We start from the raw sequence: 23,617 nt of genomic DNA on the forward strand, positions 1-23,617 counted from the left end.
GGCTTGGATAACGTTGCAAAGTCCGGGTTTGGATATTTATGAACCAAAGAAGCGAAAGGTGAGCGCATGATCGGGCAGGTTATTCTTGATCCATTGGTGCCGGTTTTTGTTCTTTATGTGCTGGCCGGATTGGCCGCTGTCGGTGTGGTGTTTGCGGTGTGGCGCAGGTTGCTGGGCTGGGCGCTGCGCGGTCTGGCGGCCATCGTGATCTTGGGCGCCATCGCGAACCCGTCGCTGCAACAAGAAGACCGCGCCAATCTGGCCGACATCGTCGTCGCCGTGGTTGATGAAAGCGCGAGCCAGCGAATTTCGGACCGCGCCGCCCAGACAGCCGAAGCTTTGGAAAACCTACAATCCGAAGTCGCGCGCCGTGCCAATACCGAATTGCGCGTGATCACTTTGGGCGACGGTGAGGGCGACGCGGGCACCGAACTGATGACCGCCCTGTCAGAGGCTTTGGCCGACGAACCCCAAGCGCGGGTTGCGGGCATGGTTCTTTTGACCGACGGGCGCGTGCATGATTTGCCCGCAGCGCCCACCGTTCTGCCCGCCCCGTTGCATGTGTTGCTGACAGGTCGGGAAGAGGATTGGGATCGCCGATTGGTCGTGAAAAACGCACCAGCCTTCGCGATCCTTGGTGAACCTGTGACGCTGACGTTGCGGGTCGAAGACCAAGGCGCGGCACCTGATACGGACTTTGTCGACCTGAGCATCGCAATTGATGGTGGCGCGCCGTTGGCGTTTCAAATTCCCGTCAATCAGGACGTCGAATTGCCCATCGATCTGCCCCATGGTGGCATGAACGTCATGCAATTTGCCACCCCTTTGGCGGACGGCGAATTGACCGACCGCAACAACGAAGCCGTGATCCAGATCAACGGTGTGCGGGACCGTTTACGCGTGCTTCTGGTCAGCGGTGAACCCCACGCAGGGGAACGCACGTGGCGCAATTTGTTGAAATCTGACAGCTCGGTCGATTTGGTGCATTTCACCATTCTGCGCCCGCCGGAAAAACAAGACGGCGTGCCGGTGAACGAATTGTCACTGATCGCATTTCCAACGCGTGAGCTGTTCCTGGAAAAGGTCGATGAATTCGATCTGATCATTTTTGATCGCTACAAGCGGCGCGGGATTTTACCGTCGCTGTACCTCGAAAATATCGGGACCTATGTGCAAAACGGCGGGGCTGTTCTGATTTCTGCGGGGCCGGATTACGCCAGCGCCGACAGCATCTATCGATCCCCTTTGGGCAGCGTTTTGCCCGGCCGCCCGACGGCGCGTGTCTATGAAGAAGGGTTCACGCCGCTGATCACCGACCTTGGCCAGCGCCACCCCGTCACCGAGGGGCTTGAGGCATTTTCACCAACGCCCGCGTCAGAAGACGGCACGCCGACATGGGGGCGCTGGTTCCGCCATATCGAAGTCACGCCAACCGACGGTGCGGATGTTGTGATGTCGGGCATCGATGACCAACCGCTGTTGATGCTGGAACGGATCGGCGAAGGGCGCGTTGCGCTGATGGCATCGGATCATTCATGGCTGTGGGATCGCGGCTATGAGGGCGGTGGTCCGCAGCTCGAACTCCTGCGCCGCCTCGCCCACTGGATGATGAAAGAACCCGAGCTTGAAGAAGAAGCGATGTGGGTTGAACCCAACGGGTTGTCCATGCGCATCATCCGCCGCACGTTGGAAGACAGCACAGGCGAAGTCACGATCATCCACCCCGATGGGACCGAAACAATCGTCACCTTGGATGAAATCACCCCGGGGCGCTACGAACTGCTGTGGGAAGCACCCGAGGTCGGCCTGTACCGTTTGCGTGACGGGGACGTTGAAACTGTCATTGCCCTCGGCCCCGCCGCCCCGCGTGAATTTGAACAGACAATTGCCAGTGGTGATGTGCTGGCTGATCTGGTTGCGGGCACGAACGGCGGGATCGTGACGATGACAGACGGTTTGCCGAGCTTGCGCGATGTCCGCGCGGGCCGTCCGGCTGTGGGAAACGGCTGGATCGGCATCACCCCGCGCGACGCCTACCGCACGGCAGACGTCAGTGTGACACCATTGCTTCCGGCATGGCTCGCGCTGTTGCTGGCGGGTCTGTTGGTGATCGGCGCGTGGCTGCGTGAAGGCCGGCGTTAATTTGGGCTGAATGGCACAGTGTCATCGGCCCAGCCGCCCACGTTGTCGGACGCACGGATAAATACCTGCGTTACGCCGTCGGGCACCATGATCTGGCTGGACCGTGTGAACGGCTGTTCGTTCACATGCGGGTGGGCCAGAACGCGGGTGCCCAGAACGGTTCCATCCGCCAATTCAACCCGCCAGCCATCTGCGTAATCGTCCCAACCGGTATCGCCATGCGACAGGGTGACGTCGAACCGCCCGTCAGAATAGGTGATGTTTTCGACAACAGGTGCATCGGCCAAAACGGGCGATGCGGCGAACAGCAAGGGGATCAAATATTTCATGGGGCTAGAATAACGACACGCGCCCGCAGGCCAAATCACGCTTTGGTGTCGGCGTCATCTGGCATGTCTTCCATGATGATGGCACGCGGCACTGACGCGAATTCGCGGCTCCAGATGACCCAAGCGGTGACGACCACGGCACCCAGCAGCGCGATCGGCCCCGCCAGCCACGCCACGGCCCCCAGCGCGAAATACATCGACCGCAAACCGCGGTTGAAATTCATCGCAGATCGTATGTTCAGCTCCGCCGCTTTGGATGCCATGGGCTGCGCCATCGGGTCATTCGGGTCGTTCGGCACGGCGGCGATCATCACGCTGCAATAGCCGAACACGCGGTTGGACCACACGAATTTCAAGAACGCATTGCCGAGCAGAAGCAGAACCAGCCCGAGTTTGATTTGCAGAATCAGGATCGGGCTTTGGACCATAGTAATTTCTTCGGCCACGCCGCGCAGAGGTTCGACATTGCCGATCAGCGCCAGCACACCACCCACCGCCAACAGGCTGGTTGAGGCGAAGAATGCAGTGCCTTGGCGCAGGCTGGCGATGATCTGCGCGTCAAATATCCGCGTGTCGCGGGTGATCAGAACGCGCATCCATTCACGGCGGTATTCCGACATGACAATCGTCACAGACGGGCGCGCCGCTGTGGGATGTTCAATCCACCACGTCAGCCCAAGCCACACCGCAACAAGAAGGCCCACGGCGATGGCATCAAGCCCCGTCAGGCTGTTGAATTCTGTCATAAAGTTCATGCGCCGGACCCTATCTGGAAAGTCTGCCATAGACACGGGGCCAAATTGGTTATATTTCTTTACCAATCGGAGGATATACCCATGGAAATGCCAATACCCAACGCCAATGTATTGTCGCGCAAATCCCAGATTGTCGAACGTTTACAATCTGTTCTGCCGCCCGCGGCCGTGATCCACACCGAATCCCAAGTGCGCGCCTATGAGTGCGATGCTTTGACCGCTTACAAATGTCCGCCCCTCTGCGCCGTTCTTCCGGCCTCAACCGAGGAGGTCGCGGCGGTGCTGAAGGTATGCCATGACATGGGCGTTCCTGTCGTGCCGCGCGGGTCGGGCACATCGCTGGCGGGCGGCGCGTTGCCGACGGCAGATTGCGTGATTTTAGGCACCGCGCGGCTGAATGCCGTTTTGGAAACCAACTACGATGATCGTTATATTCGCGTGCAATCGGGCCGCACGAACCTATCCGTCACAGGCGCGGTTGAGGAAATGGATTTCTTCTATGCGCCTGACCCGTCCAGCCAGCTTGCCTGTGCGATTGCGGGCAACGTGGCGATGAATTCGGGCGGGGCGCATTGTTTGAAATACGGTGTGACGACGAACAATTTGCTCGGCGTGAAAATGGTGCTGATGGACGGCACAATCACCGAAATCGGCGGCGGGCATCTGGATGCGGCGGGGCTTGATCTGCTGGGGCTGATCTGCGGATCAGAAGGGCAATTGGGCGTCGTGACCGAGGCGACATTGCGGATTTTGCGCAAGCCCGAAGGCGCGCGGCCTGTGCTGATGGCGTTCAACGACAACGAAGTCGCGGGGGCCTGTGTCGCTGACATCATCAAGGCGGGTGTTTTGCCTGTCGCGATCGAATTTATGGATCGTTTGTGCATCGAGACCACGGAAAACTACGCCAAGGCCGGATATCCCGATTGCAACGCGCTATTGATCGTTGAGGTCGAAGGCGCGCCCGAAGAAATCGACGAACAGCTTGCGCTGATCCTTGAAATCGCGCGCCGCCATGATCCGGTTGAACTGCGCGAAGCGAAATCACCAGAAGAAGCCGCGCGCATCTGGTTGGGCCGCAAATCTGCGTTTGGTGCGATTGGCCAGATCAGCGATTACATGTGTCTGGACGGGACGATCCCCGTGTCGTCCCTGCCCATGGTGCTGCGCCGCATCGGGGAGCTGTCAGAGGAATATGGCCTGAAGGTCGGCAATGTATTCCACGCAGGGGATGGCAACATGCATCCGCTGATTTGTTATGACGCCAACAAACCCGGCGATCTGGAATTGTGCGAAGCCATGGGCGCCGAAATCCTCAAACTGTGTGTTGATGCGGGTGGCTGCCTGACGGGTGAACACGGCGTGGGTATCGAAAAACGCGATCTGATGAGCCACCAGTTTGATCCGGCTGATCTGGAAATCCAGATGGCCGTTAAGGATGTGTTTGACCCTGACTGGTTGCTTAATCCGGCCAAGGTGTTCCCGCTTGATACCAGCCAATCGCGCCGCATTGCCGCAGAATAGAAGACCGTTATGACACCAAAGACCGAACAAGAACTGGCCGACGCAATTGCATCCGCCAAAGGCCCGCTGCACATCACAGGCGGCGGGACGCGCCCGATTGGGAACCCCGTTGTCGGCGAGGGGCTGAGCACTTCGGGCCTGTCTGGCATCACGTTGTATGAACCGGGTGCACTGACGATTGTGGCGCAGGCCGGAACCCCCGTGGCCGAGATTGAGGCGGCTTTGGACAGCGAAAATCAACGCCTTGCCTTTGAACCGATGGATCACCGCGCCCTGCTGGGCACGTCAGGCGCGCCGACAATTGGTGGCGTCGTGGCGGGCAATGTCAGCGGATCGCGCCGCATTGCCGTTGGCGCATGTCGTGACCATGCCTTGGGCGTGCGGTTTGTCGATGGCGCGGGCGAGATCACCAAAAACGGGGGCCGCGTGATGAAGAACGTCACGGGATATGACCTCGTGAAACTGATGTGCGGATCGTTCGGGACGTTGGGCGTTCTAAGCGAAGTATCGCTAAAGGTTCTGCCCAAGCCTGAAACATCTGCGACGTTGACGCTGCATGGGCTTTCTGTTGCGCAATCTGTCGAAGCGATGTCAGCCGCGCTTGGATCGCCGTTCGAAGTAACCGGGGCCGCGCGCACGCACGACACGCATATTCGCATCGAAGGGTTTGCAGCATCCGTGGCGTATCGGTTGGAAAAGTTGAAAGACCTGCTGTCGGGTTATGGCGAAATAAGCGTTACCGAAGATGCCAATCTTTGGGCTGGTATCACCAACGTCACAGGGTTCGCCAAAACTGACAGCGACATATGGCGCGTGTCCATCAAGCCAAGCGATGCGCCCGCGCTGATCGCGGCCCTGCCGGACACCTGTGAAACAAGCCTGGATTGGGGCGGTGGTTTGATCTGGGTGGCAACGCCCGCCGGAACAGATTTGCGCGCAACGATGGCCGTGGATGGCCACGCGACCCTTGTGCGCGCCAGCACCCAAACCCGTGCGGCCCTGCCCGTGTTCCACCCCGAAAACCCCACCGTCACGGCACTGTCCCAAGGGTTGCGCGCCAAGTTTGACCCGCGCGGCATTTTGAATGCGGGGCTGATGGGGTGAGCGGTGTTTCTGTCGCTTTCGTTCTTATTCCCTGCATCGCCGCAGTGATCACGGCCGCAGTGATCAGCGATTGGCGGCTGGCGGCGGCGGCGTTTTTCGGCGCGGTTGGCATGCTGTTTCTTGCGCCCACCCTGCCCGACGGCGTTCGCGTGTTCGGCAGCCCTGTTTTTAGCGGTGTGGCGATTGGTGCCGCGACGCTTGTGGCACAATTGCTGTGGCGCCCGACCGTATCCACGTGGTCGCGTATGACCGCCGCTATGATGGTGACCTTTGCGGTCACGTTTGGCCATCTCATCTCGCTTGGAGTGTTCTGATATGCAGACGACATTTACCCCCGATCAGCTGCGCGACAGTGGCACGGCCCGTGCCAATGAAATCCTGCGCACCTGTGTGCACTGCGGATTTTGCACGGCCACCTGCCCGACCTATCAGGTTCTTGGCGATGAGCTCGACAGTCCGCGGGGGCGGATTTATCTGATCAAGGACATGCTGGAAAACGAACGTGTGCCGGACGAAAAGACCGTTGGCCACATTGATAAATGCCTGTCTTGTCTGGCCTGCATGACGACCTGCCCAAGCGGCGTGCATTACATGCATCTGGTTGACCACGCGCGCGAATATATTGAAAACACGTATAAACGCCCGCTGTCTGACCGCGTGTTGCGTTGGACGCTGGCGAAAATCCTGCCCTACCCGATGCGGTTTCGGGTTGCCCTGCTCGGCGCCAAAATCGGGCGGCCTTTTGCGCGGTTCATGCCTGATGCGCGGCTGCGTGCGATGCTGGAAATGGCCCCGAAAACGATCCCGCCCGTGTCGCGCAATGATGACCCGCAGACCTTTCCCGCGCAGGACAAAAAGATGCGCGTGGCGCTGATGACGGGCTGTGCGCAAAAGGCGCTGAACACGGACATTAACGATGCAACAATCCGCCTGCTGACCCGTTTGGGCGCAGAAGTGGTGGTCGCCGCAGGCCAGGGCTGCTGCGGTGCGCTGACCCACCACATGGGCAAAACCGCCGAAAGCCATGGCACAGCGGCCAAGAACATCCGCGCGTGGAAGGCGGAAATGGACAACGGCGGACTGGATGCCATCGTCATCAACACATCCGGCTGCGGCACCACCGTAAAGGATTACGGGCATATGTTCCGCGACACCGATCTGGCGGAGGATGCCAAAGCTGTCGCCGCGATTGCGATGGATGTTTCTGAGGTGTTGATGAAACTGGACCTGCCCGAAAACGGAGCGCCGGATGTGACCGTGGCCTATCACGCCGCCTGTTCGTTGCAGCACGGCCAGCAGATCAAAACCTTTCCAAAAGACCTGCTGCGCCGCGCCGGTTTCAAGGTCGCCGAACCTGCTGACAGCCACCTGTGCTGTGGGTCTGCGGGCACCTACAACCTGATGCAGCCCGAGATTTCCAAGCAGCTTAAGGCGCGCAAGGTGCAAACCCTTGAGGCCGTGAAGCCTGATATTATTGCCGCCGGAAACATCGGATGCATGATGCAGATTGGTGGCGCCACGGACGTGCCGATTGTGCATACTGTTGAACTGCTCGATTGGGCGACGGGTGGGCCAAAGCCACCAGCCCTCACCGCGCCGGGCAAACGCGCGCCCGAGGTGCCGATCCTGCGATAGTGCCTCATTTGTGCCGTATTGGAGCGTTAATTATTACGAAACAAACGGATGAGTGATGCGTTTAGCCTTTATTTCATTGATGCTTTGGGTCGTTGCAGCCGTGACTGCACAGGCCCAGACAAGCGCGTTGCAAGAACTGTCCACCGGCAATGACGCTCGTGGCTGGGAGGCCGTGGGCCGTTTGGACATTGACGGCAAAGGGTTTTGCACGGGCGCGCTGATCGCCCCTGATCTGGTTTTGACCGCCGCACATTGCATGTATGACAAGAACGGCGGCGACGCGGTTGATACGTCGCGCATTCAGTTTCTTGCCGGATTGCGCAGCGGCCGCCCCGAAGCGTCGCGGTCCGTGCGCACTGCCGTGATCCACCCGTCCTACACACACACCGGCGAAGCAACCCCCGCCATCGTGCGCTATGACGTGGCTTTGTTGCAGCTTGATCGCCCTATCAGATCAGCGCGCATTGAACCGTTCGCGGTGTCGACATCCATGCGGCGCGGTACAGAAGTCGCGGTGGTGTCGTACGCACAAGACCGCGCCGAGGCCCCGTCTTTGCAAGAGGTGTGCAATGTGTTGGGCCAACAGGACAGCGTGCTGATCATGGATTGTAACGTCAATTTCGGATCATCCGGCGCGCCGATCTTTCGGTATGAAAACGGCATTCCGCGTCTGGTGTCAGTCGTGTCCGCGATGGCCGAATTGGACGGTGAAAAGGTCGCGCTCGGTATGGATTTGGCCGAACCGATCGCGGTTCTGCGACTGGCGCTGGAACGGGGCCGTTGGCAGTTCAACACGCCGCCCGCCACCGCACGTGTCACCCGCCCGGGCGAACGCGCGGATACCGGTGCGCTTTTCGTGCGCCCCTGATCTTGCGCATTCGCGGGTCTTGAAACCTGCACAACCCCTCACCAAATACTTTTCATCGGGACGCCAATCATGGGTCTCGTGACGACCTGCCTTGCCCATATGGGAAGGCGCACATTGTTATCGCTTTACGGAGGATACCCCATGCGAACTTTGAATCTTGCCCCGCTGCACCGTGCGACTGTCGGTTTTGACCAGATCACCGATATGATGGACCGCATTTTGTCCAATGACGCCGGCCAGCAAAGCTACCCGCCCTATAACATCGAAAAAACCGCAGACGACGGCTGGCGTATTTCCATCGCCGTGGCCGGATTTGCCGAGGATGACCTGCACGTTGAAATCAAAGAAAACGCGCTGCATGTGACCGCGAAAAAGGCCGAAGACGAAGCAGAGCGGACGTATTTGCACCGCGGCATCGCGACCCGTGCATTCAGCCGCCGTTTCCATCTGGCCGACCACGTGAAGGTCACCGGTGCGACCCACGAACACGGCATGTTGCACATTGAACTGGTGCGCGAAGTGCCAGAGGCGCTGAAACCCCGCCGGATCGAGATCGCGAAATCCGCGCCAAAAGCGGCGGATGTGATCGAGGCTGAAAAGGTCAACTAAGCCTATCCAGATAACGAAAGAACGGGCGTGCGGTCCTCCCTCCGCGCGCCCGTTTTCTGTTCTTACGAACCTGTAAGGCCTGCGCGTTTCGTTAGTGCGCTTCGGCCCATGTGGCCCCGATGCCCGCGTCCACGACCAGTGGCACATCGAATTTCACCACAGGATTAGCAGCGTTTTCCATGACGTCCTTAGCCGCCGCGATCAAATCATCGGCGGCGTCTTTGTCGACCTCAAACACCAATTCATCGTGCACTTGCAGCAGCATCTTCGCAGGCAGATGGGCAATCGCATCATCCATACGGATCATCGCACGGCGGATCACATCGGCGGCGGTGCCTTGGATCGGCGCGTTGATCGCGGCGCGTTTGGCAAAGCCCGCGCCGGGGCCTTTGGCGTTGATTTCCGGCGTGTGGATTTTGCGGCCAAACAGGGTTTCGACGCGGTCGTGTTCCTTCGCAAAGGCAATCGTGTCGTCCATGTAGGTGCGGATACCGGGGAAGCGTTCGAAATAGCGGTCGATGAACCCCTGCGCCTCGGCGCGCGGGATGCGCAGGTTGCGCGCCAACCCGAACCCGCTGATCCCGTAGATCACACCAAAGTTGATCGCCTTGGCCTGACGGCGCACGTCTGACGTCATTTCATCAAGGGGCACGTTGAACATCTCGCTCGCCGTCATGGCGTGGATATCGTGGCCGTCTTTGAACGCCTGTTTCAGTGCGGGGATGTTGGCGACATGGGCAAGGATGCGCAGTTCGATCTGGCTGTAATCCAGCGCGACCAGAACTTTGCCATCCTCGGCGACAAATGCTTCCCGGATTTTGCGGCCTTCGTCTGTGCGGATCGGGATGTTTTGCAGGTTCGGGTCGGTGGATGCCAGCCGCCCCGTGTTCGCGCCCGTGATCGAATAGGACGTGTGTACGCGCCCCGTTTCTTCGTTGATGTGGGTTTGCAGCGCGTCTGTGTAGGTCGATTTCAGCTTGCTCAATTGGCGCCAATCCAGCACGCGGCCCGGAAAATCATGTTCCGTCGCGAGGTCTTCTAGGATGTCGGCACCGGTGGAATACTTCCCGGTCTTGCCCTTTTTGCCGCCCTCAAGCCCCATTTTATCAAACAGGATTTCACCGACCTGCGCGGGCGATCCGACGTTGAATTTGCCACCTGCAAGCTCGTACAGCTCGTCCTCTAGGGCGGCCATTTTCTGCGCGAACGCGTTGGACATGCGCGACAGCGTATCGCGATCCACCTTGATGCCGGACATTTCCATTTTGGCAAGCACAGGCACCAGCGGGCGTTCCATCGTTTCATAAACAGACGTCACCTGTTTGCGGTGCAGCTGCGGTTTGAACATTTGCCACAGGCGCAGGGTGATGTCGGCGTCTTCGGCTGCGTATTTTACGGCTTCTTCCACGGGCACACGATCAAACGTGATCGCGGATTTACCGGACCCAAGCAGTGGTTTGATCGGGATCGGCGTGTGGCCCAGATAGCGTTCGGACAGCGTGTCCATCCCGTGATTGTGCAGGCCCGCGTTCATCGCATACGACATCAGCATCGTGTCATCAATGGGCGCAACGTCGATCTTGAGACGCGCAAAAATCTTGGCGTCGTATTTCATGTTCTGCCCGATCTTGAGGATACTGTCGTCCTCAAGCATGGGTTTGAGAAGCGTCAGGCATTCCTCAAAATCCATCTGTCCATCGGCCAGCGCATCATCGCCAAACAGATCATCCGCAGCACCACCTTTGTGGATCAGCGGGATGTAACAGGCCTGCCCCGCCTCAACACATAGGCTGATCCCGACAAGTTCGGCACGCATTTCATTCAGGGCCGTGGTTTCGGTATCAACGGCCACATAGCCGCGCGCATAAATCCGGTCGATCCACGTTTGCAACGCAGTCGCGTCTTTGACCCATTCGTATTTTTCCGCATCAAAGGGCGGTTGTTCGGGCGCGTCTTCGGCCACAGGGGCTGCGTCTTCGATAACGGGCGCATCCACGCCCAGCTTGTCAGAAATCCGTTTTACAATCGTGCGGAATTCCATCTCAGCGAGGAAGGCAAGCAGGGTGTCGGGGTCAGGGTCCTTGACCTCAAGATCGTCCAAAGTGAACGGCAGTTCCATTTTATCATCCAGCGTGACCAGACGTTTAGACAGCTCAATCTGTTCGCGATGGTTGATCAGGGTTTCACGCCGCTTGGGCTGTTTGATTTCACCAGCGCGATCCAGAAGCTCCTCAAGCGATCCGTATTCGTTGATCAGCAAGGCCGCCGTCTTGATCCCGATACCGGGCGCGCCGGGCACGTTATCAACCGAATCCCCGGCTAGCGCCTGTACGTCGATCACACGTTCCGGCCCGACGCCGAATTTTTCCTCAACGCCTTCGCGATCAATGACTTTATTGCCCTTCATCGCGTCGACCATCACAACGCCGCCGCCAACCAATTGCATCAGGTCTTTGTCGCTTGAGATGATAGAACACCGCCCGCCTTCGGCCTCGGCCTGACGGGCGAGGGTTGCGATGATGTCGTCGGCCTCAAACCCTTCGATTTCTTCGCAGGCGATGTTGAATGCACGGGTCGCCGCGCGGGTCAGCGGCATCTGCGGGCGCAAATCCTCTGGCATGGCGTCGCGGTTGGCTTTGTATTGGTCATACATGTCATTGCGAAACGTGTGGCTGCCTTTGTCGAAGATCACCGCCACGTGGGTGACATCACCGCCCACGTTGCCCTCAACATAGCGCTGGAGCATATTGCAAAACCCCGACACGGCCCCAATCGGCAACCCGTCAGATTTGCGCGTCAGGGGCGGCAATGCGTGATAGGCGCGAAAGATAAACGCGGATCCGTCGATCAGATGTAAATGGTGACCTTTGCCGAACGCCATGGACGAACCCCCTTATGCAGACCACGTATAGGTAACGGGGACTGGGAGTGGGTTCAATCGTTCAAGCGTGCCGTGCGGTGCGATGGGCGGTACCGACAATGATCGCACCCGCCAGAACAAACACCAGCGCCAATCCAGCCACCCAAAGGCCGACGCCCGCCGCCCCGATGTTTGAAACATCAAGAAAGAAATACGGATACACCCCATCCAACGTCCCGCGCGCAATGGCATAGATCGAATACAGGGTGGGATATGCGCTCCAGATAATTAAATCACGCCACGCAAGGCGGCCCTTTGGTAAAACGAACAGCCAAAAGGCGATAAAGGCCGCGGGTATGATCGTGTGCATCATCATATCAACCGCGTATTCTAGCCCCATCAGATTGCGCCCCGCGGCCAGCAGGGCGTGATACACCCCCGCCACAAGGGCGATGGCCAACGCAGGGCCCGCCGTCAGCCATTGGGGCAGACCACGGCCCAGCGCAATCGCAGCGCCGACCACACCAACCAAGGCATTCGTCCAGATCGTGAAAAATCGGAAATCAATCCACAGCGCACCCAGCACGGATGCGTTGTTTTCCTGCATGGTCATGCCAATGCGCACGGCCAACGTCACCACCACCGCAACAGCGATCACTGCGGCCAGCATGCGCACCCGTCGTGTCACTCTGCGGTTTCACCGTGCACGTATTTGCAATCGCAATACGGGCATTCGACCCAGCCCTGTTTCTTGGAAATTTGCAGCCAGACGCGCGGATGGCCCAATGCGCCTTCGCCGCCGTCACAGGCAATCCGCCACTGGTCAACGATCTTGGTTTCGGGGGCGGACGTTGTCATGCATTTGCCTCTGGGCTGGGGGCGCGCTAGGTGCCTGTGGGATTGGGTGACATTAGCGATTCCGCCCCCCACGAACAAGACGGGAAAATGCCTGCTATGGCTGACAATGCACTGGAAATCACGGGCCTGCGCAAAACCTACGCCGCCACCAAACGCACAGAAGCAAAGACAGCGCTGAACGGGGTTGATCTGGTCGTGCCGCGCGGGTCGATTTTCGGGCTGCTGGGGCCGAACGGGGCGGGCAAATCCACGTTGATCAACATCCTTGCAGGGTTGGTGACAAAAACCGAAGGGTCCGTGCGCATCTGGGGCTTTGATCAGGACGAAAACCCGCGCCAATCCCGCGCCAGCATCGGGATCATGCCCCAAGAACCCAACCTTGATCCGTTCTTTACACCGCGTGGCAGTTTGGATGTGCAGGCAGGGTTGTACGGCGTGCCCAAATCCCAACGCCGCACCGACGAACTGCTGGAACTGACGGGATTGTCCGACAAAGGCGACGCCTATGCGCGATCCTTATCAGGCGGAATGCGGAGGCGTTTGTTGCTGGGCAAAGCGCTGGTCCATAGCCCCCAAATCCTCGTGCTGGATGAACCGACAGCGGGCGTGGACATTGAACTGCGCAACATGCTGTGGCAACACGTGCGCCGCCTCAACGACGAAGGCATGACAATCATCCTAACGACCCACTACCTTGAGGAAGCCGAACAGATGTGCGACCAGATCGCCATCATCAACCACGGCAATGTCATCGCCAATGACACCACCGCGAACCTTCTTGGTCAGCTGGATGCAAAGACGATGGTGATCACACCAGACATGCCAAGCGACCTGCCCGCCCTACCCGCCGGAATCAGTGGCGTGAAACACGACAACGGGGCCCTCGCCTTCACCTACAACACATCAAAAACCCGCGCAGATGAAATTCTCAGCCTTGTTCAGAACGCAGGTATCTCGATCAAAGACGTGCGCACCCAGCAACCAGACCTCGAGGACGTCTTCCTTGATCTGACCCGCAGCTAACCCGCTCCCGTTTCTTTGGTTCACAAATATCCCGGGGGGCCCGCGCAGGGCGGGGCAGAGCCCCAATTGGTCGGACAGGCATCGCCTGTTCGACACCTGTTACCGGGTCAGCATCGGCCCCAAATTACGCCCTGCCAGAATGTGCAGATGGTAGTGCGGCACTTCTTGCACACCATCCTCGCGCGTGTTGGCCACGGCGCGAAATCCGGCCTCTACCCCTTCAAGGCGGCACACCTCGGCGACGGCCTGCATAAAACCAACCTGTTCGTCTGCCGATGCATCGCGCGCAAAGTGATCGAGCGACATATACGGCCCCTTCGGGATCACCAGCACATGCACGGGCGCCTGCGGGTATAAATCACGAAACGCCAGTGCGTGATCGTTTTCAAACACAGTCGCATTCGGAATTTCTCCGCGCAGGATTTTGGCGAAAATGTTTTGATCGTCGTAGGCAAAATCCATGATGTGTCCTTAGTCGGCGAATAAATATGGCGTCTGGGCGATCCCGCGTGCGACGTCTTCGGACACGCTCAGGAAATCGCAAATCGTTGGTGTGTTCTCATCGGGGCTGGCCAGTTCACGCAAACGCAGATGATGTTCAAACCCCGCATCGCGAATACGGTCGCTTTCATACACAACATCATAGCGGATCGTGGGCAACAGCTGTTGCATGGTTTCATCCGCCGTCTGATCCCCCGCAAGACCCACACGTTTGGCGTGACCCGTCAGGTAATCGTCGCTGAATTCGCATTCCAGTTCCAACAGCCGCGTGGTCGACCGGTCATTGAAAAAGTCCTGCATCAAATCAAGGTTGGCCGTGTCCAGACAGATGATCAGACGATCCGTGTCGTAATAGTCAAACAGCATCCGCATCAGCGCGCGGCGATGACGGGTGCGTTTGCCCAGCGTGGATTGGATGCCGCCCAGATCAGGCAAATCTGTGTCTTCTTCGTTGAACAGATAATCGATCGCCGGAATGTTGGTGTGGTGTTTGATCGACCCCACCAGACGTTTGGCGACGTGCCACTTTTTGCACGCCACAATCAGCAGTTCGCGTTCACGGCCCAGCGATGTTTCCGTTTCCCAGAACCGCGGCGCAAACCGGCGGCCGATGCGCCCGCGCCCCGTGAGGAAACCGAACAGTTTGCGCCCCTCGTCGGAAATCTTGAAATCATCGCGTTCGGACGCATAAAGGCGGCCCAACCGATCCTTCAGGTCCGTCGCCTCAGGCGAGATTTTGCGCGCAAACAGGAAATCCTGTGACAGCAGCAGATCGTAGTGATCATTGTAGAACGTCACCGGCATGCCGTAGTCGGTGAACATCAGGAAGGTCAGGGTGCGGGTGCGGATTTCCGATTCGGGCACCAGATGCCGCACAAGGGTTTGAAAGAACGTTTCATCCGGAATCCACGTCGTGCGAAAGAATTTCATCACGTCGGGGCGGGTTTTGGTCATGTTAATGATCCATTCCACCGTGCGGCGGCGCAAACACCACCACTGCGACCCGATCATAATCTGCAAATCAGCCGGAATTTCGCGTTCCAGCCCCAATTTTCGCTGCGCCCACCACGAATTGTAGAAAACCGTCTTGTTGGTACGTTCATTGAAGAAATGGCGATAGATCAGCCGTTCTTCTTTCATGCCGGTCTTGATCCAGTCGGATTCAAAGAAATCAAAGCTTTCGATGTAGTCGCAATCGTCGCTGTCCAGCAGCGCCTTGGCATGGCTCGCGGATTTGATCGCCATGCAATCACCCGACACCATGTAAAAATGGGTGGCGCGCGGAAAGGCGTCTACTGCCGCCTCAACAGCATAGAGCGTCGCCTGCACCAATGACCATTCGCCCCAACCGCATTTGATCCGCGTTTTGGCAAAGGCGACATTGGGATTATCGCCCAACTTGTCCTGAATATGTGCAAAAGCAGCCGCAGGGGCGCGCGCATCAAAGTGGATCGCGATATAGTCGCCCATCGCCGTCAACTGCTGCGCCTGAAGCACAATCGCCTCAGGATCCTTATGACACAGCAAGATGAAGGCGATATTTGCCATTTTGGAAACAATATTCCCCTGTGGGTTTGATTGTTTTTCATGTCTAAACGTGAAGACGCATTGAATAAACACGAATTCTTTGCTTTTTTGCGTAAAAGCAATGCTGACGCAAACGGCAACGCGCATAACATGAGGACGAGCGATATGGGTTTCCCCGGTACATGGATGACCGAAACAGAAAGCGTGGTCTACCGCGTGGTGCCGAAATGCGCGTGTTCCAGCATCGGGCAGATCATGTATTATTCCGATCACGGCGAATTTTTCGACGGTGACATCCACGATGCCACGGGCGGGATGCACAAATGGGCGATGGACGACAGCCAGCCGTTGATCACAGAAAACGTGAAGAACCACAAAAGCTACGCATTCACCTGCGTGCGCAATCCCTACACGCGCATCCTGTCATCGTTCTTTGACAAAATTTGCGGCATCCAGCGCAACGGCAAACGCTACCGTGGCAATCTGGTGCCCCTGCTGATCCAGAAATACGGGATCGAGGTGGGATCACCCGAGGATGATTTCGATTTTGACCAAGTAAAATCCTTCCGCCGGTTCCTACTGTTCGCGCGCGACACCATCAAATACCGCCGCCCCATGGATCCGGACATTCACTGGTCTGCCATGTCGGGCCATATTTCTACCTTCATCGTGAACGGTGGGCGCTACGACAAGATTTTCTGGACAGAACAGTTCAACGACGGAATGCAACAGGTTCTCGATGGGATTGAAACGCCCAATGCGATTGATCTGGAAAACATCCCGCGTTTCAACGAATCCGAAGGCCACGGCCCCAAACGCGCCCATCCGGTTGAGGATTACTTTGACGATCTGTCGATGCACCTGATGTATGAAATCTACAAAAAGGATTTCAACCTGTTCAAATACGACTTCGACAACCCCGGCAACAAGATGCCCGTGGGCGAGATTGATCTCGATGAGGTCCACGCGAAGCTTGGAAAATAACCGATCGCGGTTTGCGCCTGCGGCGGGCGGGTGCAGGGGGCTGTTTGCCCCCTCGTCGCTGCGCGCCTCACCCCCAAGGATATTTTCAAACCAAAGAACCTGAATGTAACCAATTATTAAGGTTAACGCGCAACGGTTTCGGGGCGGTACAGGCAGGGATGCCGATGGCCGTAACCGAAGAAAACGCGGCCCTCTTGCATACACCTGGTGATTGATGGAGGGCCGCACTTTCGTTTTCTTTGGTTTCAAAATATCCCCGCCGGAGGCAACTGGACGTTTTCTGATCCCTCGACCCGCGCCAAATACACGCTAGTTTTCCGCCAGAACCGGTGAGGGAAAAGTCGTTTGAACATTCTGATACTAGGAAGCGGCCCGAATGTCACCGATGCCAGAACGTGGCCGCGCGCGCCATTTGACCAGATTGTCGCGATCAACAACGCATGGGCGGTGCGGCCCGATTGGGATTACCTGATCCATCCGTCTGATTTCGCCGCTGACAAGATGCCGGGCCACATCGGCGCGAGCCAAAAGATCGTGACGTATGAAGATTACGTGCCCGCGCAAAATGCCCTTGGCGGGTTTGTGTACGGCGGTGGGACGATGGCATTTACAGCCGGATATTGGGCACTTCATGCGCTGAAACCCACCGTTTTGGCGTTCATGGGCTGCGACATGATGTATGACGCGCCCCAAACCCATTTTTATGGCAAAGGCACCGCAGACCCGTTGCGCGATGACGTCACCCTGCGATCCTTGGAGGCAAAATCTGCGCGTCTGGCGGCCTTGGCCCACCGCCAGGGATGCACTGCGTTGAACCTGTCGCACGCGCCCAGCCGATTGGTGTTCCCCCGCGCCACACCGCAAGATCTGACCATCCGCGCGCAGATAGACGAAGCCGCGATAGACCACGCCCTGCGCCTTGAGGAAGACGCAGGATACATGGTTCCGTCCGGTAAATACTGGAAAGAAGAAAGCCGCTTTGACACCGACGTCATCGATGACATCGACGCCGCTTGGTTAAAGACGCACCCTTAGATCAAACCGTGTTCGGAAAAGATTTTGGACATTGATACCTCTGGCCGCGGGCCGATATGGCCGATCACTTCGGCGGCGCACAGCACGCCCATTTGTGCCGCCACATCCAACGTGCGACCCGTCGAGACCCCATAAAGGAAACCGGCGGCGAATTGATCGCCCGCACCTGTGGCGTCCACGGGGGTGACGGGTGTCACATCTGCGGTGAACCGCTGATCGCCCTGCTGGACCCAAACCGCATCACCGGACCGCGTGCAGGCCACGATGTCACACACCGCCGCCGCTTGCGCCAATGCCGCATCAAGATCGTCGGTTTCATAGAGCGTCATCCATTCGGCAGCGTTGCCGATGGCAATGTCCATGTCCTCAGAAATCAGGCGTTTGAAATCATCGCGGTGGCGTTCAGCGCAGAAGGGATCGGAAATCGTGATCGCAGATCGCCCGCCCGCTGCTTTCATCTGTTGGGCCGCTTGGGAAAACGCGGTTTTGCCTTCGTCTTTGTCAAACAGGTATCCCTCAAGGAACAGCAGGCCCGTGCCAAACACATCCGGCACATCGTTGCTGTCGATGTCGGCCCCGGCACCTAAATAGGTGTTCATCGATCTCTCACCGTCCATCGATACGAAAATCATCGACCGCGATGTGGGCAGATCAACGTCTTGGGGCGGCAAGGGAAACGCCGTGCCTGCATCGGCCAGCGAATCCGCATAGAATTTGCCCAGCGCGTCGTTCTTCACCTTACCGATGAAGGCCGTTTTCAAACCCAATTCGCCAATGCCTGCGATGGTGTTGCCCACGGACCCGCCCGGGGCCTCAACGCGGCTGTCCATCGACGCATAAAGCAGTTCCGCACGGTCGCGTTCGATCAGCTGCATGATGCCTTTGGTGATGCCCATCTGGTCCAGAAACGTGTCGCTACTGGGGGAAATCACATCAACCATTGCGTTGCCGATGCCGATTACGTCGTAATTCATTCAGTTTTATCCTCGAATAGGCACAGGTCGCGAATATGGCACGCCTGACATTTGGGTTTGCGCGCCACACAGATGTAGCGTCCGTGAAGGATCATCCAGTGATGCGCGTGAAGCTGGAAATCAGCGGGAATATTGTCTTCGATGGCGCGTTCAACCGCGTCCACGTCTTTGCCGACGGCGACACCGCTGCGATTGCCGAACCGCAGGATATGGGTGTCGACCGCTTGTGCGGGCTGGCCCCACCACATGTTCAACACGACATTGGCCGTCTTGCGCCCCACACCGGGAAGAGATTGCAGCGCAGCGCGTGAATTGGGGACAACGCCGCCATAGTCATCCACCAGAATTTGCGCGGCCTTCATGACGTTTTTCGCCTTCTGGCGGTAAAGACCAATCGTTTTAATGTGATCAGTCAGTGCATCAATCCCAAGGTCGAGCATCTTTTGCGGCGTGTCGGCGACCTTGAACAATTCTGCCGTGGCTTTGTTCACGCCCTTGTCGGTGGCTTGTGCGGACAGGGCCACAGCAACCACAAGCGTATAGGCGTTCACGTGGTCCAGCTCACCTTTCGGTTCTGCATCGCCCGCATGAAAGCGCGTGAAAATCTCACGGATGGTGGTGTAGTCGAGCTGTTTGGTCAATTTTGCCATGCCGTTCTTTTGGCGTGTGGCGCGCGAGGGGGCAAGCCCTGCCGTCTTAGGAATATGGAAACCATGACGCGCTAGGACGGCCATACAAACCGGAGCGCAGATGCCAACCTATACGTTCTTCATTATTTCAAACGCTGTTTTGTCGTTTAATGGCGGCACCAATGCGTTCGATTTCGACGCCGGTTATGATTTTTCAACAGACCGATTTCGCATTGAGGTGAACGACGATGATGAGGTTATGAATTCGGGTGGGGATGCCAACCAGTTCGCATCCATCTACGACATGAACGGTAATTTGATCGACAGTGGCATCATCACGGTGCCCGCCTACGCCGAACTGACCCTGCCCGGCGGCGGAACCGGATTTATCGACAGGATTGAAATTGACGGTGTGTCTTACGGCTACTTGCCGTCGTTCACCCTGACACCGGGGACGAGCTATCCCGTCGCCAGCAGTGCGACGTTCGAAGAACCCCACACCTATTACGAAAACAACAGCGTGCCCTGTTTCGGGCCTGATACGCTGATCGAAAGAACGGATGGCCCCTGCCCTGTTGCGCACTTGCAGGTGGGTGACCTTGTGCTGACCTATGATAACGGGCCGCAACCGATATTATGGACAGGGTCCCGCCACGTCCCCGCCATTGAGGCCGTGCGCCGCCCGCAGTTGCGCCCGGTATTTTATGACACCGAAGAAGGGCGGGTCACATTATCCCGGCAGCACCGCATTTTCATGCAATCCCCGCGGATTGATTTGATGGGATACAGCGACGGGGCGTTCGTCGCAGCAGGCCAAGCCGGATCTGCGCAGGTTCCAAAGACCGCACTGCAATGGCATCATTTTCTGTTGCCACGCCATGAAATCGTGCGTGCCAACGGCATCTGGGTCGAAAGCCTGTTTATCGGCCCCGCGCTGAACACCCTGTTGACGCCCGCCCAGTCGGATGATGCGATATCCGCCCTTGGTGCCACGCAACACCAACGCATGGCGCGGCCCAGTCTTAAACAGTTCGAGGCGACATTTGCATTGTCAGGTGTCGGCCCCCATCAGCCAAAGCGCAATAATCGGGTCGCACAAGGACAGCGCGCCGCCTAATCTCGGGTCATGGAACAGTCAGACCGATATCACTACCACGTCATCCGCCGCGCCCTGTCCGAAATCGACAGCGCGCAAACGCCCCTTTCGCTTGATCAATTGGCGGGCCGGATGGACATGTCGCCCGCCCATTTTCAACGCGTGTTCAGCCGCTGGGTCGGTGTGTCGCCCAAGCGTTACCAGCAATATCTGCGCCTTGATCACGCCAAATCCATGCTTGCCGATAATTTCACGACGCTGGCCACGGCGGACGCTGTCGGGCTGTCGGGCTCTGGCCGTTTGCACGATCTGTTCTTGAAATGGGAAGCCATGTCGCCCGGCGATTATGCCAAAGGCGGCGCGGGTCTGACAATCCGCTGGGGGTGTTTCGAATCTGCCTTCGGGCCGGTGATAGCCATGGCGACGGATCGGGGAATTTGCGGCATCGGGTTCACATCCGAGCAAAGCGAAGATGAGGCCTACGTCGATCTGGCAACGCGCTGGCCCAACGCGACATTCCTCAAAGACCCGGACACAATCCGCGCGTGGGTCGATGCGGCCTTGTCGATGGAGGGCGAAACCAAGTTGCACATGATCGGCGCGCCGTTCCAGCTCAAGGTGTGGGAGGCGTTGCTGACAATTCCGTCCGGCCACGTTACCACCTACAGCGAAATCGCACGCAGCATTGGCAGCCCCCGCGCGGTGCGCGCCGTTGGCACGGCCGTCGGGCGCAACCCCGTGTCGTGGTTGATTCCCTGCCACCGCGCCTTGCGCAAATCAGGTGGATTGGGGGGCTATCATTGGGGTCTTCCGGTGAAACGCGCCATGCTTGCCTATGAAAGTGCGCGCGACGACGTGGGCTGATGTTACGATTTATTCAATAAATTTGCAGGCTTCGGCGGAACCCCGCCGCCCTTTGTCGCGTTATTGGATAACATGCGGGTTTGACCGATATAAAACCCACCAAGCGCACCGTGTTGGTGCCCAACAATGGAATTTGAAGAATGATCCTGTCCAAAATGTCCCTCGCCGTTGCTTTGTCTGGCGTCATGGTTCTGACAGCCTGTGAGACAATGACCGACCCCAACAACCCCAACCGTAACACCCAACAGGGCGCCGCCCTTGGCGCTGCCGCTGGTGCGCTGGTCGGCCTTGCTGCCGGTGACAACGCCCAAGAACGCCGCAACGGTGCCATCGTGGGCGCGCTTGTCGGTGGTGGTATCGGTGGTGTCGCAGGGGCCAACCTTGATCGCCAAGAGGCAGAGCTGCGCCAGCAGTTGGGGTCCAACGCACGGATCGTCAACACGGGTGACCAGTTGATCGTGACATTGCCGCAGGACATCCTGTTCGCAACGAACTCGTCCGATCTGACAGGCGGTTTGCGCAGCGATCTGAACGCGCTGGCGTCTTCGATCAACAGCTTCCCGAACACCACGGTTAACGTGATCGGCCACGCCGACAACACGGGCGGTGCTGCGTTCAACCAAGACCTGTCCGCGCGCCGTGCGCAGGCCGTGTCCTCGCAGCTGATTTCCTCGGGCGTTGCGCCAAGCCGCATCCGTTCTATTGGCCGCGGAGAGGACGCACCGATCGCATCCAACCTGACAGCCGAAGGCCGCGCGCAGAACCGCCGCGTTGAGATCACGATCACGCCAAACGGCTAATCGATCTGCAAAAGTTTTGGAAAGGGGCTGCCAATGCGCGGCCCCTTTTCGTTTGCGGCTTTGCGCGACTGGTCATATGATTTGACCAATTCTTGAAAGGGCTGCTATGCCATTCGAACCCGTCCAACCTGAAAAGATTTCCCATTCTGTGGTGCGCCAGATCGAACAATTGATCCTGCGCGGCATCCTGAAACCGGGGGAACGCCTACCATCAGAACGCGAATTGTCCGAACGGCTCGGCGTGTCGCGCCCGTCCCTGCGTGAAGCCCTGACAGAACTTCAGGCCAGCGGATTGCTAACGTCGCGCGCGGGATCGGGCGTGTTCGTGGGCGATGTCTTGGGGTCTGCCTTTTCGGAAACCTTGGTGCGCCTGTTTGCCGGCCATGATGAGGCAGTGTTCGACTACATCGCTTTTCGCCGCGACATGGAAGGGCTGGCGGCGGAACGCGCTGCGACGCGGGGCACGGACACCGACCTCAAGGTGATCGACACCATTTTCAAGAAAATGGAAGCCGCGCACAGCAAACGCAACCCGACCGAAGAAGCAGGCCTAGACGCTGATTTTCACCTTTCCATCATCGAAGCATCCCACAACGTCATCATGCTGCATATGATGCGGTCAATGTACCAACTGCTGCGCGAAGGCGTGTTCTACAACCGCCAAATCATGTTCAAACAGCGCACCACCCGCGATACATTGCTGGATCAACACCGCGCGATCAACGTGGCGCTACAGGCCCGCGATGCGGCAGGCGCGCGCGCCGCCGTTGAAGCGCATTTGGGGTTCGTGGAAACCGCGCTGTTTGATCAAGACAAGGCAGAACGCAACGAAGCGATTGCCAAAAAGCGGTTCGAACACGAATTGCGCCGCTAAACGAAAAAGGCCCGACGCATCGCTGCATCGGGCCCGTTTCTGAATTTCTATCAGCTTAGTGCAGCTTTGCGCCGACCTCGGCGATGGCGTCATCGATCAGCGCGTTCGCGCTGGCGGCCGTTGTCTGCTTTGCGATCACGTCTTGCGCGGCGGCGACAGCGACTGTCACGGCTTGGTTGCGCACGTCGCGGATGGCGGATGCTTTTGCGCTTTCGATCTGGTCTTTCGCGGCGGCCAGACGACGTGTCACGGAATTCGCGATGTCTTCTTTGGCTTGCGCCGCGGAACGGGTCGCTTCTTCTTTGGCACTGGTCACGATGCGATCAGCCTGTTCCTGCACTTCGCGCTGCTTACGTTCGTAGGACGCCAGCAAAGTCTGGGCTTCTTCGCGCAGCGCCTTGGCTTCGTCCAGATCGGATTTGATACCGTCTGCGCGTTTGTCCAGAAGGCCTGTCAGCATGCCCGGCACGCCGAACTTGATCAGGACACCAACGAAGATGATGAACGCGATCAGAACGATCATGTCCGTGTTGGACAGCTTCCAGAATTCAGCGGAAAACGGGTTCTTGGACGCGGCCATTGCGGGCGATGCGGCCAGAGTGATGAGGGCGGCGAGTTTAAGTTTCATG

The 23,617-nt window shown here is 58.1% G+C and carries 24 protein-coding genes; 14 read left to right on the forward strand and 10 right to left on the reverse strand.

All coding sequences use genetic code 11. The features are described from left to right. Positions 1-66: 66 nt before the first annotated feature. Positions 67-2,142, forward strand: a complete 2,076-nt coding sequence (locus L0664_RS08060; protein WP_235225139.1) for a hypothetical protein — start codon at positions 67-69, stop codon at positions 2,140-2,142. Here L0664_RS08060 and L0664_RS08065 read toward each other — a convergent pair. Both L0664_RS08065 and L0664_RS08070 read right to left on the reverse strand, forming a co-directional pair. Further along, positions 2,139-2,471, reverse strand: a complete 333-nt coding sequence (locus L0664_RS08065) for a hypothetical protein (RefSeq protein WP_235225140.1) — start codon at positions 2,469-2,471, stop codon at positions 2,139-2,141. The genes L0664_RS08060 and L0664_RS08065 overlap by 4 nt on opposite strands. 35 nt (positions 2,472-2,506) lie before the next feature. Next, positions 2,507-3,226: a DUF599 domain-containing protein gene (locus L0664_RS08070; RefSeq protein ID WP_235225141.1), complete on the reverse strand. Its 720-nt coding sequence runs from the start codon at positions 3,224-3,226 to the stop codon at positions 2,507-2,509. Between the two features lie 81 nt (positions 3,227-3,307). On the opposite strand from L0664_RS08070, the gene L0664_RS08075 reads away from it, so the two are divergent. From L0664_RS08075 to L0664_RS08100, 6 genes are all read left to right on the forward strand, one after another. Continuing rightward, a complete protein-coding gene (locus L0664_RS08075; RefSeq protein ID WP_235225142.1) occupies positions 3,308-4,747 on the forward strand; it encodes an FAD-linked oxidase C-terminal domain-containing protein in 1,440 nt (479 codons plus the stop codon). 9 nt (positions 4,748-4,756) lie between these two features. Further along, entirely contained in the window at positions 4,757-5,851 is a 1,095-nt protein-coding gene (locus L0664_RS08080) for an FAD-binding protein (RefSeq protein WP_235225143.1), read from the forward strand. After that, positions 5,848-6,165 carry a hypothetical protein gene (locus L0664_RS08085; protein WP_235225144.1) on the forward strand — a complete coding sequence of 106 codons (318 nt, stop codon included), beginning with the start codon at positions 5,848-5,850 and terminating at the stop codon, positions 6,163-6,165. The genes L0664_RS08080 and L0664_RS08085 overlap by 4 nt, the downstream gene beginning before the upstream one ends. Before the next feature lies 1 nt (position 6,166). Next, positions 6,167-7,486 (forward strand): glycolate oxidase subunit GlcF, encoded by a 1,320-nt coding sequence (gene glcF / locus L0664_RS08090; RefSeq protein WP_235225145.1) that lies wholly within the window; start codon positions 6,167-6,169, stop codon positions 7,484-7,486. Between the two features lie 55 nt (positions 7,487-7,541). Continuing rightward, positions 7,542-8,354, forward strand: coding sequence for a trypsin-like serine peptidase (locus L0664_RS08095; protein ID WP_235225146.1), 813 nt, complete (start codon positions 7,542-7,544; stop codon positions 8,352-8,354). A 141-nt stretch (positions 8,355-8,495) separates the two neighbouring features. Continuing rightward, on the forward strand, positions 8,496-8,963 hold the full coding sequence (locus tag L0664_RS08100) for an Hsp20 family protein (protein ID WP_235225147.1): 468 nt from the start codon (positions 8,496-8,498) through the stop codon (positions 8,961-8,963). 91 nt (positions 8,964-9,054) lie between these two features. Here the strand turns inward: L0664_RS08100 and polA are convergent, their stop codons facing one another. From polA to L0664_RS08115, 3 genes are all read right to left on the reverse strand, one after another. Then, on the reverse strand, positions 9,055-11,844 hold the full coding sequence (polA, locus tag L0664_RS08105; RefSeq protein ID WP_235225148.1) for a DNA polymerase I: 2,790 nt from the start codon (positions 11,842-11,844) through the stop codon (positions 9,055-9,057). Positions 11,845-11,905: 61 nt separating this feature from the next. Beyond that, entirely contained in the window at positions 11,906-12,511 is a 606-nt protein-coding gene (locus tag L0664_RS08110) for a Pr6Pr family membrane protein (RefSeq protein WP_235225149.1), read from the reverse strand. Next, a complete protein-coding gene (locus L0664_RS08115) occupies positions 12,508-12,681 on the reverse strand; it encodes a zinc-finger domain-containing protein (RefSeq protein WP_235225150.1) in 174 nt (57 codons plus the stop codon). Before L0664_RS08115 ends, L0664_RS08110 begins: the two co-directional genes overlap by 4 nt. A 96-nt stretch (positions 12,682-12,777) precedes the next feature. Between L0664_RS08115 and L0664_RS08120 the strand changes: the two genes are divergently transcribed. Next, complete coding sequence (locus L0664_RS08120) at positions 12,778-13,704, forward strand: ABC transporter ATP-binding protein (protein ID WP_235225151.1); 927 nt, start codon at positions 12,778-12,780, stop codon at positions 13,702-13,704. Between the two features lie 99 nt (positions 13,705-13,803). Here the strand turns inward: L0664_RS08120 and L0664_RS08125 are convergent, their stop codons facing one another. Together L0664_RS08125 and L0664_RS08130 are read right to left on the reverse strand one after the other, a co-directional pair. Beyond that, positions 13,804-14,166 (reverse strand): HIT domain-containing protein, encoded by a 363-nt coding sequence (locus tag L0664_RS08125; protein WP_235225152.1) that lies wholly within the window; start codon positions 14,164-14,166, stop codon positions 13,804-13,806. A 9-nt stretch (positions 14,167-14,175) separates the two neighbouring features. After that, entirely contained in the window at positions 14,176-15,753 is a 1,578-nt protein-coding gene (locus tag L0664_RS08130) for a DUF5928 domain-containing protein (RefSeq protein WP_235225153.1), read from the reverse strand. 144 nt (positions 15,754-15,897) lie between these two features. Here L0664_RS08130 and L0664_RS08135 point away from each other — a divergent pair, with 144 nt between their 5' ends. Together L0664_RS08135 and L0664_RS08140 are read left to right on the forward strand one after the other, a co-directional pair. After that, on the forward strand, positions 15,898-16,716 hold the full coding sequence (locus L0664_RS08135) for a sulfotransferase family protein (RefSeq protein WP_235225154.1): 819 nt from the start codon (positions 15,898-15,900) through the stop codon (positions 16,714-16,716). Positions 16,717-17,061: 345 nt separating this feature from the next. After that, a complete protein-coding gene (locus tag L0664_RS08140; protein ID WP_235225155.1) occupies positions 17,062-17,751 on the forward strand; it encodes a hypothetical protein in 690 nt (229 codons plus the stop codon). Here L0664_RS08140 and L0664_RS08145 read toward each other — a convergent pair. Continuing rightward, positions 17,748-18,725 carry an adenosine kinase gene (locus L0664_RS08145; protein ID WP_235225156.1) on the reverse strand — a complete coding sequence of 326 codons (978 nt, stop codon included), beginning with the start codon at positions 18,723-18,725 and terminating at the stop codon, positions 17,748-17,750. The genes L0664_RS08140 and L0664_RS08145 overlap by 4 nt on opposite strands. Beyond that, positions 18,722-19,366, reverse strand: coding sequence for an endonuclease III (gene nth, locus L0664_RS08150; protein ID WP_235226161.1), 645 nt, complete (start codon positions 19,364-19,366; stop codon positions 18,722-18,724). Before nth ends, L0664_RS08145 begins: the two co-directional genes overlap by 4 nt. A 109-nt stretch (positions 19,367-19,475) precedes the next feature. On the opposite strand from nth, the gene L0664_RS08155 reads away from it, so the two are divergent. The 4 genes from L0664_RS08155 (at position 19,476) to L0664_RS08170 (ending at position 22,988) form a co-directional block, all read left to right on the forward strand. Then, positions 19,476-20,471 (forward strand): Hint domain-containing protein, encoded by a 996-nt coding sequence (locus L0664_RS08155; protein ID WP_235225157.1) that lies wholly within the window; start codon positions 19,476-19,478, stop codon positions 20,469-20,471. Positions 20,472-20,480: 9 nt separating this feature from the next. Then, complete coding sequence (locus L0664_RS08160; RefSeq protein WP_235225158.1) at positions 20,481-21,314, forward strand: methylated-DNA--[protein]-cysteine S-methyltransferase; 834 nt, start codon at positions 20,481-20,483, stop codon at positions 21,312-21,314. A 140-nt stretch (positions 21,315-21,454) separates the two neighbouring features. Next, positions 21,455-22,114, forward strand: coding sequence for a YiaD family glycine zipper/OmpA-like lipoprotein (locus tag L0664_RS08165; RefSeq protein ID WP_235225159.1), 660 nt, complete (start codon positions 21,455-21,457; stop codon positions 22,112-22,114). A gap of 106 nt (positions 22,115-22,220) precedes the next feature. Continuing rightward, complete coding sequence (locus tag L0664_RS08170) at positions 22,221-22,988, forward strand: FadR/GntR family transcriptional regulator (RefSeq protein ID WP_235225160.1); 768 nt, start codon at positions 22,221-22,223, stop codon at positions 22,986-22,988. Positions 22,989-23,043: 55 nt separating this feature from the next. Here L0664_RS08170 and L0664_RS08175 read toward each other — a convergent pair whose 3' ends face one another. Next, positions 23,044-23,616 carry a F0F1 ATP synthase subunit B gene (locus tag L0664_RS08175; protein WP_235225161.1) on the reverse strand — a complete coding sequence of 191 codons (573 nt, stop codon included), beginning with the start codon at positions 23,614-23,616 and terminating at the stop codon, positions 23,044-23,046. Between the last annotated feature and the right edge of the window lies 1 nt (position 23,617).

The sequence above is a fragment of the Octadecabacter dasysiphoniae genome (assembly GCF_021532615.1).
Lineage (GTDB): Bacteria > Pseudomonadota > Alphaproteobacteria > Rhodobacterales > Rhodobacteraceae > Octadecabacter > Octadecabacter dasysiphoniae.

Bases quoted from the DNA above. Each gene is read 5' to 3' on its own strand.
- L0664_RS08165 (WP_235225159.1), top strand. From the start codon at position 21,455: ATGATCCTGTCCAAAATGTCCCTCGCCGTTGCTTTGTCTGGCGTCATG.
- L0664_RS08070 (WP_235225141.1), bottom strand. From the start codon at position 3,226: ATGAACTTTATGACAGAATTCAACAGCCTGACGGGGCTTGATGCCATC.
- L0664_RS08170 (WP_235225160.1), top strand. From the start codon at position 22,221: ATGCCATTCGAACCCGTCCAACCTGAAAAGATTTCCCATTCTGTGGTG.
- L0664_RS08175 (WP_235225161.1), bottom strand. From the start codon at position 23,616: ATGAAACTTAAACTCGCCGCCCTCATCACTCTGGCCGCATCGCCCGCA.
- L0664_RS08160 (WP_235225158.1), top strand. From the start codon at position 20,481: ATGGAACAGTCAGACCGATATCACTACCACGTCATCCGCCGCGCCCTG.
- L0664_RS08120 (WP_235225151.1), top strand. From the start codon at position 12,778: ATGGCTGACAATGCACTGGAAATCACGGGCCTGCGCAAAACCTACGCC.
- L0664_RS08145 (WP_235225156.1), bottom strand. From the start codon at position 18,725: ATGAATTACGACGTAATCGGCATCGGCAACGCAATGGTTGATGTGATT.
- L0664_RS08065 (WP_235225140.1), bottom strand. From the start codon at position 2,471: ATGAAATATTTGATCCCCTTGCTGTTCGCCGCATCGCCCGTTTTGGCC.
- L0664_RS08060 (WP_235225139.1), top strand. From the start codon at position 67: ATGATCGGGCAGGTTATTCTTGATCCATTGGTGCCGGTTTTTGTTCTT.
- polA (WP_235225148.1), bottom strand. From the start codon at position 11,844: ATGGCGTTCGGCAAAGGTCACCATTTACATCTGATCGACGGATCCGCG.
- L0664_RS08125 (WP_235225152.1), bottom strand. From the start codon at position 14,166: ATGGATTTTGCCTACGACGATCAAAACATTTTCGCCAAAATCCTGCGC.
- L0664_RS08080 (WP_235225143.1), top strand. From the start codon at position 4,757: ATGACACCAAAGACCGAACAAGAACTGGCCGACGCAATTGCATCCGCC.
- L0664_RS08135 (WP_235225154.1), top strand. From the start codon at position 15,898: ATGGGTTTCCCCGGTACATGGATGACCGAAACAGAAAGCGTGGTCTAC.
- L0664_RS08100 (WP_235225147.1), top strand. From the start codon at position 8,496: ATGCGAACTTTGAATCTTGCCCCGCTGCACCGTGCGACTGTCGGTTTT.
- L0664_RS08115 (WP_235225150.1), bottom strand. From the start codon at position 12,681: ATGACAACGTCCGCCCCCGAAACCAAGATCGTTGACCAGTGGCGGATT.
- L0664_RS08075 (WP_235225142.1), top strand. From the start codon at position 3,308: ATGGAAATGCCAATACCCAACGCCAATGTATTGTCGCGCAAATCCCAG.
- L0664_RS08130 (WP_235225153.1), bottom strand. From the start codon at position 15,753: ATGGCAAATATCGCCTTCATCTTGCTGTGTCATAAGGATCCTGAGGCG.
- L0664_RS08155 (WP_235225157.1), top strand. From the start codon at position 19,476: ATGCCAACCTATACGTTCTTCATTATTTCAAACGCTGTTTTGTCGTTT.
- L0664_RS08095 (WP_235225146.1), top strand. From the start codon at position 7,542: ATGCGTTTAGCCTTTATTTCATTGATGCTTTGGGTCGTTGCAGCCGTG.
- glcF (WP_235225145.1), top strand. From the start codon at position 6,167: ATGCAGACGACATTTACCCCCGATCAGCTGCGCGACAGTGGCACGGCC.